Origin of the sequence: Microbacterium sp. NPDC089190 (genome assembly GCF_040701795.1) — a bacterium.
Taxonomy (GTDB): domain Bacteria; phylum Actinomycetota; class Actinomycetes; order Actinomycetales; family Microbacteriaceae; genus Microbacterium; species Microbacterium galbum.
Window position 1 is genome coordinate 1071636 of the sequence record NZ_JBFBHF010000001.1, and the last position, 16308, is coordinate 1087943.

Genomic DNA, 16308 nt, shown 5'->3' on the forward strand with positions numbered 1-16308 from the left:
CCGCATCGGCGTCTGCCCCATCGGCGCCCACCGCGTCGGCGCCCACCGCGTCGGCACCTGCCGCATCGGCGCGCACCGCGTCGGCGCCTGACGCGTCGGCGCCCACCGCCTCAGATGCCGACGGGTCCGGCGGGGGTGTTCCCGGGGGTGTCGTCATCATCGTCCTTCCGGAGGGTGCACAGCTGCTCGGCCACGAGCCCCGCGACGACGAGGACGACCGCGCACACGACCGTCGCGATGATCGATCCCATCGAGCCTAGCGAGGGGGTCGCGGGCCGGCTCAGCAGGAACGCGAGAAGTCCGACGCCGAATCCGAACGCGGCAGCCCCCACGAGCGACGACGCCTTCGCGAGCATCGCGACACGCAGGGCGCGGAAGGGATCGATGCGCCGCTCGCTGCGCCCGCGCGTCGCACGGAACACCGGCACCGCCAGGATGACGATGACCGCACCGACCAGCGCGAGGATCGTGGGCAGGCTCGCCGCGGGGGTGAACGTCGCGCGCCCCATCGCGGTGAGCATCGTGTCGAGGACGAAGCCGACCACGCCGCCGATGATGGCGGCGATGAGCAGGATGCCGGCACCCGTGCGCCTCATCGCGCCCCTCCCCGCAGTTCGGCGAGCAGGGCGTCGACCCGGCCGCGCCCGGGGATCACGGCATCCGGATCGACGTCGAGCCACGGCACCAGCACGAACTCGCGCTCGTGCGCGCGCGGGTGCGGCACCACGAGGTCGTCGCGGTCGATGATCTCCCCGCCGTAGGCGATGAGATCGAGGTCGAGCGTGCGGTCGCCCCAGCGTTCCCGGCGCACGCGCCCGTGTCGCGCCTCGATGCGGTGCAGGGCGGCGAGCAGCGCCGTCGGGGCGAGTCGCGTGCGCAGCGTCGCGACGGCGTTGAGATAGCGGGGGGCGTCGTCGTCCTCGCCGTCCAGGGTCACGGCGGTCGTCTCGATCGGGGTCGACACCGCGACGTCCGTGGTGAGGGGCAGCGCCCGCACCTCCGTCACGGCTGCGGCGAGCGTCTCGGCCCGCTCCCCGAGGTTGGCGCCCAGGGCGATCACCGCGGCGACGGGGGACGTGCGCGGCGCCTCTCCGATGCCGTGGGCCAGTCGCACGCTCACGAGCGCCCGCGCGTGATCGTCACCGACACGTCGGCGAAGGGGACGGGGATGGGCGCCGCAGGCTTGTGCACGGTGATGGTCACGGACTCGACCCGCTCGTCGCGGAGCACCGCGTCGGCGATGCGCGCGGCGAGCCTCTCGAGGAGGTCGACCGGCTCGCCCGACACGATCACGGCGATCCGCTCGGCGAGTTCGCCGTAGTGCACCGTGTCGGCGACGTCGTCCGTCTCGGCCGCGCGGGCCAGGGGCAGGACCACCGTCGCGTCGACGATGAACTCCTGCCCGTCGCGCTTCTCGTCGGGATAGACCCCGTGGTATCCGAAGGCGCGGACGCCCGTCAGGGTGATGTGGTCGACGGCATCCATCAGGACTCCCAAGCGCGGGCGACGGCGAGCGCGTCGCGGGTGGTCGGCACGTCGTGAACGCGCACGGCCCAGGCGCCGGCCTGGGCGGCGAGGGCGCTCGTGACGGCCGTGGCCAGGTCGCGGCGCGCGAGGTCGGCGTCGTCGCCGAGCGCGTCGGCGAGGAACCTCTTGCGGCTCGTGCCGACGAGCACGCGTCGGCCGCGGGCGACGAGCGCGGGCAGCGCACCCAGAGTCCGCCAGTTCTGCTCGCCGCGCTTGCCGAACCCGATACCGGGGTCGACGACGATGCGCGACGACGGGATCCCGACGGCCTCCGCGGCCGCGACGCGCTCGTCGAGCTCGGCGGTCACCTCCGCGGCGACGTCGACGTACTCCGCTCGCGCGTACATCTCGCTCGACGGCCCGCGCCAGTGGCCGATCGCCATCTCCGCGCCGCTCCGGGCTACGGCGTCGAGCATCTCGGGGTCGGCGAGACCTCCTGAGACGTCGTTGACGAGACGGGCTCCGACCGCGACGGCGGCTGCGGCGGTCGAGGCGTTCATGGTGTCGATGCTGACGTACGCCCCCTCGGAGGCCAGGGCGGCGACGACGGGCAGGACGCGCTGCTGCTCGACCCGGGGCGAGACCCGTTCGGCCCCGGGTCGTGTGGACTCCCCGCCGATATCGAGCAGGTCGGCCCCCTCAGCGCGAAGACGGCGCGCGTGCGCGATCGCCACGTCGGGAGCGAGGTACCTCCCGCCGTCGCTGAAGGAGTCGGGGGTGACGTTGACGATCGCCATCACGAGTGTCACGCGCGTGCTCCGATCAGGGCGACGAGCTCGGCACGGGCGACCGGCTCGGCGTACGCACCGCGCGCGGCGATCGTCACGGTCGAAGCGTCGAGCTGTCGTCCGCCGCGCATGGTCACGCACTCGTGGGTGGCATCCAGGACGACGAGCACACCCCGCGCATCGAGGGCGGATGCGATGGCGTCGGCGATCTGCTCCCCGAGACGCTCCTGCACCTGCGGACGGGCGGCCAGGATGTCGATGACCTTCGGCAGCGCCCCGAGGCCCACGACCTCCTCGCCCGGCAGGTACGCCACGTGGGCGCGGCCGCGGAAGGGCAGCAGGTGATGCTCGCACATCGAGCGGAACGCGATGTCGCGCAGCATCACCGCTCCCGAGGGGAGCGTGTCGGGCGCGGGCCCGCGTGACACCGAGATCGTGTGCTGCAGCGGGGCGCCGGCATCCTGGTTCACGCCCGAGAAGAACTCGGCCCAGCTGTCGGCGACCCGGGTCGGGGTCTGCCGCAGCCCGGGGCGATCGGGATCTTCCCCGATCGCCTCCAGCAGCTCACGGACGAGGGCTGCGACCCGCTCTCGATCGACGGCCACGGCGCCTCAGGCGGTCGCCGGGCGCGTCTGTCCGCTCGGACGGGGCTGCGCCTGGGCCTGCGTCTGCGCCTCCGCCTCGGCGGACGCGGCGATGCCGGCCGGAGCCTGGCGACGCGGGACGTCGACCGGCGGCTGGTTCGACACGGGACGATCGCCCGACGACAGCCACTGCGGGCGCGGGGTGAGGCGCTTGACGTCCGTGAAGATCTCGGCGAGCTCGATGTGGTCGAGCGTCTCCTTCTCGAGCAGCGCCAGGGCCAGGCGGTCGAGCACGTCGCGGTTGTCGTTGATGACCTGGTACGCCTCGTTGTGCGCCTGCTCGATGAGCGCGCGCACCTGGGCGTCGACCCGCTCGGCGATGCGCTCCGAGAAGTCGCGACCGTGTCCCATGTCGCGGCCCATGAACACCTCGCCCGACGACGAGCCGAGCTTCACGGGGCCCACCTCGTTGGTCATGCCGTACTCGGTGACCATCTTGCGGGCGATGCTCGTGGCCTTCTCGATGTCGTTCGAGGCGCCGGTGGTGGGGTCGTGGAAGACGATCTCCTCCGCGACACGGCCGCCCATGGCGTACGTCAGCTGGTCCTGCAGCTCGTTGCGGGTGACGGAGTACTTGTCGTCGAGCGGCAGCACCATCGTGTAGCCCAGCGCCTTGCCGCGCGGGAGGATGGTGACCTTCGTCACGGGGTCCGTGTGGTTCATCGCCGCCGCGGCGAGGGCGTGACCGCCCTCGTGGTACGCCGTGATGAGCTTCTCCTTATCCTTCATCACGCGCGTGCGACGCTGCGGTCCGGCGATCACGCGGTCGATGGCCTCGTCGAGGGCGCGGTTGTCGATGAGCTGCGCGTTCGAGCGCGCGGTCAGCAGGGCCGCCTCGTTCAGCACGTTGGCGAGGTCGGCACCGGTGAACCCGGGCGTCTTGCGCGCGACGACTTCGAGGTCGACCGAGTCCGACAGCGGCTTGCCGCGGCCGTGCACCTCGAGGATGCGCTGGCGGCCCTTCAGGTCGGGGGCGTCGACGCCGATCTGACGGTCGAAGCGGCCCGGACGCAGGAGGGCCGGGTCGAGGATGTCGGGGCGGTTGGTCGCAGCGATCACGATGACGTTGACCTTGGGGTCGAAGCCGTCCATCTCGACGAGCATCTGGTTCAGCGTCTGCTCGCGCTCATCGTGACCGCCGCCCATGCCGGCACCGCGGTGGCGGCCGACGGCGTCGATCTCGTCGATGAAGATGATCGCCGGCGAGCTTTCCTTGGCCTGGTTGAACAGGTCGCGGACGCGGCTGGCGCCGACACCGACGAACATCTCGACGAAGTCCGAGCCGGAGATCGAGTAGAACGGCACGCCTGCCTCGCCGGCCACGGCGCGGGCGAGCAGGGTCTTACCGGTTCCGGGAGGGCCGTACAGCAGCACGCCCTTGGGGATGCGCGCACCGACCTCCTCGAACTTCTTGGGGTCCTTCAGGAATTCCTTGATCTCGTCCAGCTCTTCGATCGCCTCGTCGGAGCCCGCGACGTCCTGGAAGGTGACGGTGGGCGTCTCCTTCGTCACGAGCTTCGCGCGCGACTTGCCGAACTGCATGACCTTGCTGCCGCCGCCCTGAGCGCTGGACAGCAGCCACCAGAACAGCAGGCCGAGGAGGATCAGCGGGAGCAGCAAGCCGATGAGGCCGTCGAACCAGCTGGGCTTGGGCACGACGTCGTTGAAGCCGTCGGCGGGGGCCGCGGCGTCGATCGCGCTGGCGACCTCGTCCGCGCGGGCCTGGCTGAAATAGAACTGCACGTCGTTCGCGCCCTCGAAGGGCTGCGACAACGTCAGATCGACGCGCTGATCGGGATCGTTGGTGACGACCTGAGTGACGGTGCCGCCCTTGAGCAGGTCCAGACCCTCCTTGGTGGACACCTGGCGGGCACCACTGAGGTTGGAGATGAGGGAGAAACCGATGACCAGAAGCAGACCGACCAGCAGAACGTAGACGATCGGGTTGCGCGTGATCTTCTTGAAATTCATGGTGGGCGAGCCCAGCCCTTTCGTGATCCTCCGCAGAAACGCGGTCGCATCAGGCTAACGCCCGTGGACTATGCCGGGCCTGTGCGTTCGTCGAGGGCGTACGGAGACTCCGCTCCGAACGCCTCAGGAATACACGTGCGGCGCGAGCACCGCGACGTCGCGCAGGTTGCGGTACTTCTCCGCGTAGTCGAGCCCGTAACCGATCACGAAGTCGTTGGGAATGTCGAAACCGACGTACCGGCAGTCGACCTCGACCTTCATCGCGTCGGGCTTGCGCAGCAGCGCGAGCACCTCGACCGACTCCGCCCCGCGCGAGGCGAAGTTCTCGAGCAGCCAGCTCAGGGTGAGACCGGAGTCGATGATGTCCTCGACGATCAGGACGTGCTTTCCCGTGATGTCGGTGTCGAGGTCCTTCCGGATCTGCACGACGCCGCTCGAGCGGGTGGAGGCGCCGTAGGACGACACGGCCATCCAGTCCATCGACACGTGCATGGGCAGGTGACGGGCGAAATCGGCCATGACCATGACCGCGCCCTTGAGCACGCCCACGAGCACGACGTCGCGGCCCTCGTAGTCGGCGACGACCTGCGTCGCCAATTCGGCGAGCTTGTCGTGGATCTGCTCCTCGGTGAGGAGCACTTCGCTGATGTCGTCGGAGATGTCGGCCGCGCGCATTGGAGAAGTCTACGTCGCTCGATTCCGGATGCCGTGCCCCGGCGATGCGGATCGCCGTCGTGCCGCCCGGAGGGCACCGGGGGCGGGTAGCGTCGCCTTCCGGCCGCCGTTGCTCACTCCGGAAGGGAATCGATGACCTCCACCACGTCATCCCCGCCACGAACGCGCGGCACCGGCGCCGTCATCCTCGCCCAACTCCTGCTGCGGATCGCCTCGGCCGCGGGTGCTCTCGCGCTCGGGTCCTACTTCGTCGACCTCTCCCGACAGGGGACCTCGGTGGGCCGTTGCTGCTCGGCATCCTGTCGGGAACCGGCTTCCTGGCCGAGCTCGTGCTCGCCCCGCTCGCCGGGTCCGCCAGCGATCGACGCGGGCGGAAGATCTTTCTGGTCACCGCCCCCCTGCTCGCTGCGGCAGGCGTCCTGCTCACGCCCGGAGCCTCGCTGCTCGCGGCCGTGCCGTCGATCGCCCTGGTCGTCGTGATCGTCGGGACATCGCGCCTGCTCGACGGCGCGGGCGCGGCGATCGCGGCTCCGACGACGCTCGGGCTGCTCGCCGACTCCAGCGACGGCGATCCGCGACGCCGCGGGCGGGTCACGAGCCTGTACGAGCTGTCATCGTCGGGCGGGATCGCCCTGGGCGCCGTCGCGGGGCCCCTTCTCTACGGCACGCTCGGGCTCTGGACGTTCGCGGTCCTCGCCGCGGTCTACGTCTTCGCGTCCCTGCTGGTGCTGGTCTTCCTACGGCCGGGGCCGGCATCCATGATCACTCCCGCCCGCGCCTCGCTCGGCGACCGCGTGCGTGTCCTCGTCCAACCGCGCCTGCTGGCGTCCCTCCCGGGGTGGATCGCCGTGAACGCGATCCTGGGCACGTGGGTGACCTCGCAGATCACCTTCGTGCTGGCCGGCGACGGGCGGGCGGACGGTCAGCTGTTCCCCGGGGCGTTCCGCGGCGACGAGGCGGGACTGTCGATCGTCCTCGGTGTCTACGTGCTCTTCTTCAGCCTGTGCATCGTCGCGTGGGCCTTCTTCATCGGGCGCCTTCCGACCATCCCGGTGCTCTTCGTCACGGCGGCAGGTGCGCTGATCGCCTCGGTCGGGCTGATGCTCGCCAACCGCGGGGCGCCCCTGGCGGTCGCGCTGCCGCTGGTGATGATCGGGGTGTTCCTCGAGGCGGGATTCACCCCCGCCGCACTGACCCATCTGAGCGACATCTCGGCGGAGTTCCGCGACGACCGCGGACTCATCATGGGCGCGTACTCGGTCGTGGTCGGCGCCGGATATCTTCTGGGCAACCTGCTCGGCGGTGTCTTCGCCCAGTGGCTCCTGTTCGATGGTCTCGCACTGCTGACGATCGGGCTGGCGGCGATCGCCCTGGTGTCGATCACGACGATGTCGGCGGTCGAGAAGCGTCTCGCACGACAGCGTTCCGTCAGCTGAGCCGACGGCGATCAGGAGCGCTCGCGCGCGCGACGATCTCGATCCGGTTGCCCACGCGCCGCGCCACGCACGACGGCAGATCGATCGGGCCCTGCCCCCGCCAGTCGACGGCGAGACGGGCGACCTCGAGCGTCTGCGCCCGCGTCAGCGAGACGCCGAACTCGCTCTCCACGACGTACCGGACGATCCGGTTGCGCAGCGCCGCGGGGTTGGCGGCGAGGGCGGCGACCGAGATCGAGATCCCCGCCTCGGCGTGCTCGACGATGTCCTCGATGGTCTCGTCGATCATGTCCTGGAAGGCCGCCGCGTCTTCGCGCAACTGCTCGGCCGTGCGCGCCAGCGCCTCGGCGACACCCGGTCCCAACTCGTCCTCGAGTGCGGGCAGCACCCGCTCGCGCACCCGCACCCGCGTGTAGGCGGGATCGAGGTTGTGGGGATCCGCCCACGGCTCGAGCCCCTCGGCCGCGCACGCCGCTACGGTCGCCGACCGGCGCACGCCCAGCAGCGGTCGCAGCCACGTCGGGCCGGTGGCATCCCGTCGCTCGGCCGGCATGCCGCCCAGGCTCGTCGCCCCGGACCCGCGCGCGAGACCCAGCAGCACGGTCTCCGCCTGGTCGTCCAGGGTGTGCCCGAGCAGCACCACGTCCGCGCCGACCTCCGCCGCTGCGCCGGTGAGGCCCGCGTACCGGGCGGTGCGGGCGTCGGCCTCGGGTCCGTCCGCGGACCCGACCTCGACCGCGACCACGCGCGCGTCGATGCCGAGCCCGCGCGCCGCCTCGGCCGCACGATGCGCCACGGCATCCGATCCCTGTTGCAGCCCGTGATCGATCACGACGGCTTCGACCCGGATGCCGAGCCGCGCCGCCTCGAACGCCGTCGCCGCCGTGAGGGCGAGCGAGTCGGCCCCGCCCGACAGCGCCACGATCACGGCACCCTGGCGACCCTCGAGGGCTGCGCGCACGGCGCGGCGCACCTCGGCGACGGCAGGGTCGAGACCGGGTCGCCGTTCGTGCATGGCGTCCACGCTATCCCTCCCGGCAGAAGGGCCGCCGCGGACACAACGCGGGAAACCTCCCCAGAGCCTCCAGCACGTCCGGGGCGGGTCCGCGGGGTGCCGCACGGATCTCCATCGTTGTGTCGGGGGGCAGGGAACCGGCGGGACAAAGGACGCTCCGGCTAGGCTGGGCCGCGGAAATCCACAGATCTAAGGAGCACGAGTATGGGCGCTTTCGACGCCGTCATCGAGATCCCCCGCGGCAGCCGCGTGAAGTACGAGGTCGACCACGGCACCGGCCGCGTCTACCTCGACCGCATCCTCTACACGGTGTTCGGCTACCCGGCCAACTACGGCTTCTTCGAGAACACCCTCGGCGAAGACGGCGACCCGCTCGACGTGCTCGTGCTGCTCGACCGCGACCTGCACCCCGGCATCCTGGCCAAGGTGCGTCCCGTCGGCGTGCTGAAGATGAGCGACGAGGCCGGTGGAGACGACAAGGTCGTCGCCGTGCTCGCGAAGGACCCGCGATGGGACCACATCCAGGACGTCGACGACATCGACGAGTGGACCAAGAAGGAGATCTCGCACTTCTTCGAGCACTACAAGGACCTCGAGCCCAACAAGTGGGTCAAGGTCGACGAGTGGGCGAACGCCGCCGAGGCCGAGCGTCTCGTGGCCGAGGCCTTCACGCGCTTCGACGAGCACGACGCGCAGACCAAGACGCAGGGTGCGGGCGAGGCTCCCAACACCCTCTGAGTTCGGTGACACGAAGAAACCCCCGGTCGATGGACCGGGGGTTTTCTCGTGCCGGGATCAGACCCAGACGCCGCGATCGCGGAGCCAGGGGGCCGGATCGGTCGTACCGCCCCAGGGCGGGTAGACCTCGAAGTGCAGGTGGCAGCCGAAGGAGTTGCCGGTCTGGCCGGTCGCCGCGATCTGCTCCCCCGCGCCGACGCGCTGGCCGTACGACACGTAGATGCCGCCGTTGACGATGTGCGCGTAGCCGGTCGCCGACCCGTCGTCGTGCTGGATGCGGATGTAGTTGCCGTAGCCGCCGTTGTACCCGGCGTAGGTCACGCGCCCGGCCGACGCCGCGTAGATCGGCGAGTAGCAGCCGGCGCCGAAGTCGAGACCGAGGTGCCACGAGCTCGCGCAGTAGCTGCCGTTGCACTGGCTCGATCGCGGGCCGTAGCCCGAGGTGGTTCCGGCCGACGACGGACGCGCCCAGCCGGAGCCGGTGGCCTGGCCGCCGCCTCCGCCACCCCCGCCGCTGTTGGAGCCGCCGCCCCCACCGCCGCCGCCACCGTTGTTGTTGTTGTTGTTGTTCTGCCGGTCGCGCTCTTCCTGCTCGCGACGCGCGCGCTCGGCGCGGTCCCGCGCCTCGGCCTCTTCCCGGGCCTTCCGCTCGCGCTCTTCGCGGGCCTTGCGCTCGGCCTCGACACCGGCCTGGTAGTCGGCGACGGTCTTGGCCGTGGTGTCCTGGAGAGCAGCCAGCTGGGCCTCGAGGACCACCTGGTTCGCCTGCTGGGCGGCCAGCGCCTCCTGCGCGGCCTGGGCGGCCTGCTGGGCGGCCACCATCTTCTCCTCGGCGATCTTCTGCAGACGATCGCGCTCGGTGCGGGCGTCGTTGGCCTGGTTGCTCAGCTGCGTCGCGGAGTCGCGGGCCGTGACGGCCGCCGCGTACACCGAGCGGTTGCGCTCGATGAGCTTGTCCATCGTGCCGAGCTTGGCCAGCAGGTCGTCGGCGCTGGCGGCCGACCCCGAGAAGAAGAGGTCGAGCGAGGTGTCGTCGCCGCCGGAGCGATAGAGCTGCGCGGCGACCTTGCCGGCTTTGGCCGCGGCGTCGGTGGCCTTGGCCGCTTCGGCGTCGGCCTGCGCCTGGATCTGCTGCGCACGGTAATCGGCGTCGAGGTAGGCCTGCTGCGCGGTGTAGTACTCGTCGGAGCGGGCGACGACCTCGGCCTGCGTGCGCGCCACCTCGGACTGCAGGCCCTGGATGAGGCCCTGGATGCGGGCGATCTCGCCGGCTTTCGCCGACTCGTTCGCCCGCGCCGCCTCGACGTCGGCCCACGAGGGGTAGTCGGCGGCGACGGCGGGAGAGGAGAACCCGGATGCCGCAGCGCCGAACGCGCCGAGGGCCGCGGCGCTCAGGGCACCGAACTTCAGCGCGCTGCGTCGATCGAACGTCGGCCACAGGCGCCGCCGCTCGCTCGCGGTGGGCGCGCAGCCGCAATCGTCTGACTCAACGGGGCGCTCGAGCGTCACGGGAATACCTCATCTCACCGGTCGCAACTCGACTCACAGTAGCAACACGAGTCACACACACAACAGGGCGAGTTCCCGTCGGCAGCGCCCATCCTGCGCCCCCGACACGCGCGAGCCGCGTACGCCACGCCCCGAATTGGCAATCTCGCGAGATGTGAAGTAGGCTCGGTCGTCGGCAAGCGAGAAGGAAATCGAAAGGTTTTCGCCTCATCCGGCCCCATCGTTTAGCGGCCTAGGACGCCGCCCTTTCACGGCGGTAGCACGGGTTCGAATCCCGTTGGGGTCACTTTCCGGTGAAGTACAATTGAAAATGCATGGCCCTGTAGCGCAGTTGGTTAGCGTGCCGCCCTGTCACGGCGGAGGTCGCGGGTTCAAGTCCCGTCAGGGTCGCTCCACAGCGACGGGCCTTCTTTCGAGGAGGCCTTTCGTTTAGGAAGCGGCAGACATGCCGCTCGGCTCTGTAGCTCAGTTGGTAGAGCGCACGACTGAAAATCGTGAGGTCACGGGATCGACGCCCGTCGGAGCCACACGGACCGTCATTACAACGGTCCCAGAAACCCTCGCCTAGCTTCTACATGGCGGGGGTTTTGCTTTTCCCCGGCGAGGGATGCCGCCCCGCATGGCTCCGACCGCTCGCTCGTCGAGCCACCGCAGCACGCTGACCTGCTGCGCCGGGCGTCGGCCTCCCCCACGCGCCACGCGTGAAAACAGGCGAGGGTTCGAGAACAGGACGACCAGCCCCGACATCGCCCTGTCCCGGTGCGATTCCCTGTTCTCGCGCGAGGCCGCCACGATCCGCGCCCGCCGCACCCCGCCGCCCGCGCCCGCCGCCGCACCCCGCCGCGCGCGCACGGGCACGGCCCGCCTGCACTCCGGACGCCGGCCCGGGACACGACTCCCCCCACGGGGGTATTTCTGCGGGCCCGGGGCGATGCCGACCCGCAGGTGGTTCCCCGACCCCGGTGGACGGCGCTACTATTTGTTGACTTTTAGCAAACACCTGGCGCCCGGCCCCGCCCGATCGAGCCGCCCGCCACCCCTTCTCGATGAGGACAGATGTCAGACATCACCCGCAGCCGGCGCGCGCACACCGGCACCACCGACACGGTCATGACCCACCGCATGATCATGTTCGTGATCTTCGGCCTCATGGCCGGAATGTTCCTGTCCGCCCTCGACCAGACGATCGTCGGAACCTCGATCCGCACGATCGGCGACGACCTCCAGGGCCTGAGCCTGCAGGCCTGGGTCACGACCGCCTACCTGATCGTCTCGACGATCTCGACGCCCATCTACGGCAAGCTCTCCGACATCTTCGGCCGTCGCCCGCTGTTCCTGCTCGCGATCCTCATCTTCATCGTCGGATCCGTGCTCGCGAGCTTCTCGACCTCGATGGCCGAGCTCGCCGCCTTCCGCGCCATCCAGGGCCTCGGCGCCGGTGGCCTGATGTCGATGCCGCTGGCGATCATGGGCGACATCCTCGCCCCGCGCGAGCGCGCGAAGTACCAGGGCTACTTCCTCGCCGTCTTCGGCATCTCCAGCGTCATCGGCCCGCTCGTCGGCGGTCTGTTCGCCGGCGCCGACCAGATCCTCTTCATCACCGGCTGGCGCTGGGTGTTCCTCATCAACGTGCCGATCGGCATCGCGGCCCTCGCGATCGTGTGGCGGTTCCTGCACATCCCCAAGCAGCCGCGCCATTCGGTGCGCATCGACTGGTGGGGCGCCACGACCGTCATCGTCGCGCTGGTCCCGCTGCTGCTCGTGGCCGAACAGGGGCGCGAGTGGGGCTGGGGCTCGCCCATCGCGATCGCCTGCTACGCGGTCGGGGCCCTCGGCATCCTGGCCTTCGTCATCGCCGAGACGAAGATGAAGGACGACGCGCTCATCCCGCTGAAGCTCTTCCGCTCCCCCACCTTCTCGATGGCGACGATCATCGGCGTGCTCGTGGGCTTCGGCATGTTCGGCGCGATGCTCACGCTGCCGCTCTACCTGCAGCTCGTGCTCGGCTCGACGCCGACCGAGAGCGGCTTCGAGATGCTCCCGATGATCCTGGGCCTCATGATCGCCTCGATCGCGAGCGGTCAGATCATCGCGCGCACCGGTCGCTACCGCATGTTCCCGATCCTCGGCACGGCGCTGATGTCGGTGGGCTTCTTCCTGCTGACCTTCCTCAAGTACGACAGCCCCTACTGGCACGTCGCGCTCGCGATGCTCGTGATCGGCCTGGGCCTCGGCCAGCTCATGCAGACGCTCACGATCGCCAGCCAGAACTCCGTGGGTCTGCGCGACATGGGCGTGGCGACGAGCGGGTCGACGTTCTTCCGCCAGATCGGTGGAACGCTCGGCACGGCCGTCCTGCTCTCGCTGCTGTTCACGCTCATGCCGTCGAACATCATCGGGTCCTTCTCCGACCGCGGCACCCTCACCGACGCCCTCGACGCCGCCTTCGACCCCACGGTCGCCTCGGCACCGGCCAACGAGAAGATCATGTCGGGCATCTACACGCCCATCGTGACCCAGACGACCGATGCCGTGACCCAGCAGGTGCAGCAGGGCGTGCAGCAAGCACAGGATGCCGCGACTCAGGCCGTGGCGGCGCAGGTCGCCGCGGGGCAGATCCCGGCCGCCGCGCAGGCGCAGGCCACGCAAGCGGCGATCACCCAGGCGACGTCGGCCGCCGCGACGCAGATCCAGCAGCAGATTCCGGTCGCCCGCGTGGGCAGCGACGGATCGGTGAGCCTGGACTTCTCGAACGCCGCCGACCGCGCGGCCTTCGTCGACACCGTCGCGACGACGCTCGAGGAGCGATTCGAGGACGGCGGTGAGAACACCTCGATCGGCGACTCGACCCTGGACGACACCTCCTTCCTCGTGGGCGCCGACGCGCGTCTGACCAAGCCCTTCCTGGTCGGCTTCAACTCGTCGGCGACGAGCGTCTACTGGGTGGCGATGGGCGTGGTGCTGCTCGCGTTCGTGCTGTCGCTGTTCTTCCGCACGCCCCCGCTGCGCGCGAAGTCGGCGCTGCAGGAAGCCGCAGACGAGCGTCGCGGCCGCGACGACGAGGAGAAGCGCGCGGAGGAGTCCGCCGCGCAGACCGGCGCCCTGCTCACGCCGTGACCTGAACGACGAAGGGCGGGGCCGTCGCTAGACGCCCCGCCCTTCGTCGTCGTCACACCGCTTCGCGCGCGCGCAGGTCCTTCCGCAGGATCTTCCCCGACGTCGACTTAGGCACCACGTCGATGAACTCCACCCGCCGCACCTTCTTGTGGGGCGCGACCTGGCCGGCGACGAACGCCATGACGTCCTCCGCCGTCAGGCCGGCATCCGGTGCCGCCACGACGAACGCCTTGGGGATCTCCTCACCGTCGTCCCCGCGCACGCCGATGACGGCGGCATCCTGGATCTTCGGATGCGACAGCAGCAGCGCCTCGAGCTCGGCGGGGGCGATCTGGTAGCCGTGGTACTTGATGAGCTCCTTCAACCGGTCGACGATCGTGAAGTAGCCGTCGACGTGGTGGACGCCGATGTCACCGGTGTGCAGGAAGCCGTCGGCGTCGAGCGTCTCGGCGGTGGCGTCGGGCCGGTTCAAGTAGCCGAGCATGACGTTGGGGCCGCGCACCCAGATCTCGCCCGGCGCGGTCAGCCCGTCGTCACCGTGCTGCTCGAGCTCCGCGCCGGTCTCGGGGTCGACGAGCTTGGCGTCGCACCCCGGGATGAGCACGCCGACCGAACTGACCGGGAATCCCGAGCCGGCGGGGATGGCGTGCGAGACGGGACTCAGCTCGCTCATGCCGTAGCCCTGGAAGAACCGGGCACCGATGCGCCGGCCGGCCGTCTCGGCGGTCTCGCCGTCGAGCGGGGCCGCACCGGAGAAGACGCTGTGCACGCTGGAGAGGTCGAACTGGTCGACGGCGGGGTGCTTGGCGAGGGCGACCGCGATGGGCGGCGCGATGAAGAGGAACGTGCAGCGGTGCTCCTGCACGACCCGGAGGAACTCCATGAGGTCGAAGCGGGGCATGGTGACCAGTGTCGCCCGCTGACGCAGAGCGAGGTTCAGCAGCACCGTCATCCCGTAGATGTGGAAGAACGGCAGCACGGCGAGAACGCGATCGTCGGGTGAGATCTCGATGACCGATCGGCACTGGTGCACGTTCGCGACGAGGTTGCGGTGCGACAGCATGACCCCCTTCGGCACTCCGGTCGTGCCCGACGAGTACGGCAGCACGGCGACGTGCGTGGCAGGGTCGAACGACACCTCGGGCGGCGTCCGGCCCTCGGTGAGCAGCGAGCGCAGATCGGGGTGCCCGTCCGCACCGTCGAGCACGATCACGTGATCGTCGGCGATGCCCGCTGCGTCGGCCGCGGCCTTCGCCTGCGCGAGCAGCGGTGAGACGGTGACGAGCCAGGTGGCGGAGGCGTCGCGCAGCTGGTTCTCGATCTCGCGGGCCGTGTAGAGGGAGTTCACGGTGGTGATCGCAGCCCCCAGACGCAGGATGCCGTGGAACACCGTCGCGAAAGCCGGCACGTTCGGGCACAGCATCGCCACGACCGTGTCGGTGTCGACCCCGCGTGCGGCGAGCGCCCCGGCGAAGGCGTCGACCTGCGCGCGCAGGGCGCGGTAGGTGGTCTCCGCCCCGCTGGACGGGTCGACCAGGGCCACCCGGTCGAGATCGGTGTCCCCCAGCGAGGCGAACAGGTAGTCGTAGATGCTCTGATCCGGAACGTCGATGCTCGGATAGGGGCTCTGGAACACGGTTCTCTCCCTCGAAAACAGGCGCGGCGGCCGGGGCCGTCCGCTCATCCTGGCATCGGTGGGACGCGGTGTCACCCCGTGCGGAACCGGCTCTCGGCCGCCGCTCAGGTGAGCGACAGGATGACGCCGCCGGCCGCCCCCACGAGCACCACCGCCCACGCCGGCGTCTTGACCGCGACCAGCAGCACGAATCCCCCCACCGCGAGCACGAGGGGCCCCGGCCCCGTGATCGCGGTGGTGAACACGGGAGTGTAGAGAGCAGCGCCCAGGATGCCGACGACGGCGGCGTTCGCCCCGCGCATGGCCGCTCGAGCACGCGGCCGCGAGCGCACGGCATCCCAGAACGGGAGGACTCCGAGCAGCACGAGGAACCCCGGGAGGAAGATCGCCACGAGCGCGATCGCGGCGCCCGCGACGCCGCCTGGTCCCACGTCGGAGACGGCGCCGAGATAGGCCGCGAACGTGAAGAGGGGGCCGGGCACGGCCTGCGCCGCGCCGTAGCCGGCGAGGAAGGCCTCGGGCGTGACCCACCCCGTCTGCACGACACCGGCCTGCAGCAGCGGCAGCACGACATGACCGCCGCCGAAGACCAGGGCGCCCGAGCGGAAGAAGGCATCGGCGAGGGCGAGCACCTCCGCCCCGGTACCCGCGGCGAGCAGCGGGAGCGCGACGAGCCCGACCGCGAAGAGCACGAGGCACGACACGGCAGCCGCGCGGGGGACGCCGAACGGGGGCAGCTCGACCCCCGGCGGTTCGTCCGCACCGCGCAGCAGGAGCAGCCCCGCGACGACGCCCATCGCCAGCGCGCCGAGCTGCCCCGGAGCGGCGGAGAGCAGCAGCGCGAGGGCCAGGGCGACCACCGCGATCCCGGCTCGGCGGGCATCGGGCGCGAGGGTGCGGGCCATTCCCCACACCGCGTGGGCCACGATCGCCACCGCGACGATCTTGAGCCCGTCCAGGATCCCGTCGCCGATCGGTCCGCCGATCACGGCCGCGCCCGCCGCGAAGGCGACGAGCAGCACCGCCGAGGGGAGGGTGAAGGCCGCGAAGGCCGCGAGCGCGCCCGCGATGCCCGCGCGCTGGAGCCCCATCGCGAACCCGACCTGGCTGGATGCGGGTCCGGGGAGGAATTGGCACAGGGCGACGAGGTCGGCGTACGCCCGATCGTCCATCCAGCGGCGCCGGGTCACGAGATCGTCGCGGAAGTACCCCAGGTGGGCGACGGGACCGCCGAAGGAGGTGAGTCCCAGCCTCAAGAACGCGAGGAAGACCTCGCCCACCGATCCCGCCCGCCGCATCCGTCGATCCTCTC

At 70.6% G+C, this 16308-nt stretch carries 14 protein-coding genes and 3 tRNA genes; 6 read left to right on the forward strand and 11 right to left on the reverse strand.

Features of this window, described 5'->3' with window-relative positions; genetic code table 11:
• Positions 1-110 precede the first annotated feature (110 nt).
• The 7 genes from AB0230_RS05280 to hpt all read right to left on the reverse strand — a co-directional run bounded on the left by AB0230_RS05280 (position 111) and on the right by hpt (position 5545).
• On the reverse strand, positions 111-596 hold the full coding sequence (locus tag AB0230_RS05280; RefSeq protein ID WP_363387404.1) for a DUF3180 domain-containing protein: 486 nt from the start codon (positions 594-596) through the stop codon (positions 111-113).
• Positions 593-1120 carry a 2-amino-4-hydroxy-6-hydroxymethyldihydropteridine diphosphokinase gene (folK, locus tag AB0230_RS05285; protein WP_363387407.1) on the reverse strand — a complete coding sequence of 176 codons (528 nt, stop codon included), beginning with the start codon at positions 1118-1120 and terminating at the stop codon, positions 593-595. The genes AB0230_RS05280 and folK overlap by 4 nt, the downstream gene beginning before the upstream one ends.
• Entirely contained in the window at positions 1117-1485 is a 369-nt protein-coding gene (gene folB / locus AB0230_RS05290) for a dihydroneopterin aldolase (protein WP_366374377.1), read from the reverse strand. Before folB ends, folK begins: the two co-directional genes overlap by 4 nt.
• Positions 1485-2276 carry a dihydropteroate synthase gene (gene folP / locus AB0230_RS05295; RefSeq protein ID WP_366374379.1) on the reverse strand — a complete coding sequence of 264 codons (792 nt, stop codon included), beginning with the start codon at positions 2274-2276 and terminating at the stop codon, positions 1485-1487. Before folP ends, folB begins: the two co-directional genes overlap by 1 nt.
• Positions 2273-2860 carry a GTP cyclohydrolase I gene (folE, locus tag AB0230_RS05300; protein WP_366374381.1) on the reverse strand — a complete coding sequence of 196 codons (588 nt, stop codon included), beginning with the start codon at positions 2858-2860 and terminating at the stop codon, positions 2273-2275. Before folE ends, folP begins: the two co-directional genes overlap by 4 nt.
• A gap of 6 nt (positions 2861-2866) precedes the next feature.
• Positions 2867-4870 (reverse strand): ATP-dependent zinc metalloprotease FtsH, encoded by a 2004-nt coding sequence (gene ftsH / locus AB0230_RS05305; RefSeq protein WP_315993763.1) that lies wholly within the window; start codon positions 4868-4870, stop codon positions 2867-2869.
• A 123-nt stretch (positions 4871-4993) separates the two neighbouring features.
• On the reverse strand, positions 4994-5545 hold the full coding sequence (gene hpt / locus AB0230_RS05310; RefSeq protein WP_315993764.1) for a hypoxanthine phosphoribosyltransferase: 552 nt from the start codon (positions 5543-5545) through the stop codon (positions 4994-4996).
• A gap of 44 nt (positions 5546-5589) precedes the next feature.
• Here hpt and AB0230_RS05315 point away from each other — a divergent pair, with 44 nt between their 5' ends.
• Positions 5590-6981 carry an MFS transporter gene (locus AB0230_RS05315; RefSeq protein WP_366374384.1) on the forward strand — a complete coding sequence of 464 codons (1392 nt, stop codon included), beginning with the start codon at positions 5590-5592 and terminating at the stop codon, positions 6979-6981.
• Here AB0230_RS05315 and tilS read toward each other — a convergent pair.
• Positions 6974-7996 carry a tRNA lysidine(34) synthetase TilS gene (gene tilS, locus AB0230_RS05320; protein ID WP_366374386.1) on the reverse strand — a complete coding sequence of 341 codons (1023 nt, stop codon included), beginning with the start codon at positions 7994-7996 and terminating at the stop codon, positions 6974-6976. The genes AB0230_RS05315 and tilS overlap by 8 nt on opposite strands.
• A gap of 204 nt (positions 7997-8200) precedes the next feature.
• Here tilS and AB0230_RS05325 point away from each other — a divergent pair, with 204 nt between their 5' ends.
• Complete coding sequence (locus AB0230_RS05325; protein WP_136586076.1) at positions 8201-8734, forward strand: inorganic diphosphatase; 534 nt, start codon at positions 8201-8203, stop codon at positions 8732-8734.
• Between the two features lie 57 nt (positions 8735-8791).
• Here AB0230_RS05325 and AB0230_RS05330 read toward each other — a convergent pair whose 3' ends face one another.
• Positions 8792-10243, reverse strand: coding sequence for a M23 family metallopeptidase (locus tag AB0230_RS05330; protein WP_366374389.1), 1452 nt, complete (start codon positions 10241-10243; stop codon positions 8792-8794).
• Between the two features lie 213 nt (positions 10244-10456).
• Between AB0230_RS05330 and AB0230_RS05335 the strand changes: the two genes are divergently transcribed.
• The 4 genes from AB0230_RS05335 (at position 10457) to AB0230_RS05350 (ending at position 13360) form a co-directional block, all read left to right on the forward strand.
• Positions 10457-10529, forward strand: a tRNA-Glu gene (locus tag AB0230_RS05335).
• Positions 10530-10559: 30 nt separating this feature from the next.
• Positions 10560-10633, forward strand: a tRNA-Asp gene (locus AB0230_RS05340).
• A gap of 64 nt (positions 10634-10697) precedes the next feature.
• Positions 10698-10770: transfer RNA gene (locus tag AB0230_RS05345), tRNA-Phe, on the forward strand.
• Between the two features lie 529 nt (positions 10771-11299).
• Complete coding sequence (locus tag AB0230_RS05350) at positions 11300-13360, forward strand: MDR family MFS transporter (RefSeq protein ID WP_366374391.1); 2061 nt, start codon at positions 11300-11302, stop codon at positions 13358-13360.
• Between the two features lie 52 nt (positions 13361-13412).
• Here AB0230_RS05350 and AB0230_RS05355 read toward each other — a convergent pair whose 3' ends face one another.
• Both AB0230_RS05355 and chrA read right to left on the reverse strand, forming a co-directional pair.
• Positions 13413-14996, reverse strand: a complete 1584-nt coding sequence (locus AB0230_RS05355) for an AMP-binding protein (RefSeq protein WP_366374393.1) — start codon at positions 14994-14996, stop codon at positions 13413-13415.
• Positions 14997-15100: 104 nt separating this feature from the next.
• Positions 15101-16294: a chromate efflux transporter gene (gene chrA / locus AB0230_RS05360; protein ID WP_366374395.1), complete on the reverse strand. Its 1194-nt coding sequence runs from the start codon at positions 16292-16294 to the stop codon at positions 15101-15103.
• Between the last annotated feature and the right edge of the window lie 14 nt (positions 16295-16308).

Bases quoted from the DNA above. Each gene is read 5' to 3' on its own strand.
- AB0230_RS05280 (WP_363387404.1), bottom strand. From the start codon at position 596: ATGAGGCGCACGGGTGCCGGCATCCTGCTCATCGCCGCCATCATCGGC.
- folB (WP_366374377.1), bottom strand. From the start codon at position 1,485: ATGGATGCCGTCGACCACATCACCCTGACGGGCGTCCGCGCCTTCGGA.
- ftsH (WP_315993763.1), bottom strand. From the start codon at position 4,870: ATGAATTTCAAGAAGATCACGCGCAACCCGATCGTCTACGTTCTGCTG.
- hpt (WP_315993764.1), bottom strand. From the start codon at position 5,545: ATGCGCGCGGCCGACATCTCCGACGACATCAGCGAAGTGCTCCTCACC.
- AB0230_RS05315 (WP_366374384.1), top strand. From the start codon at position 5,590: ATGCGGATCGCCGTCGTGCCGCCCGGAGGGCACCGGGGGCGGGTAGCG.
- tilS (WP_366374386.1), bottom strand. From the start codon at position 7,996: ATGCACGAACGGCGACCCGGTCTCGACCCTGCCGTCGCCGAGGTGCGC.
- AB0230_RS05325 (WP_136586076.1), top strand. From the start codon at position 8,201: ATGGGCGCTTTCGACGCCGTCATCGAGATCCCCCGCGGCAGCCGCGTG.
- AB0230_RS05350 (WP_366374391.1), top strand. From the start codon at position 11,300: ATGTCAGACATCACCCGCAGCCGGCGCGCGCACACCGGCACCACCGAC.
- chrA (WP_366374395.1), bottom strand. From the start codon at position 16,294: ATGCGGCGGGCGGGATCGGTGGGCGAGGTCTTCCTCGCGTTCTTGAGG.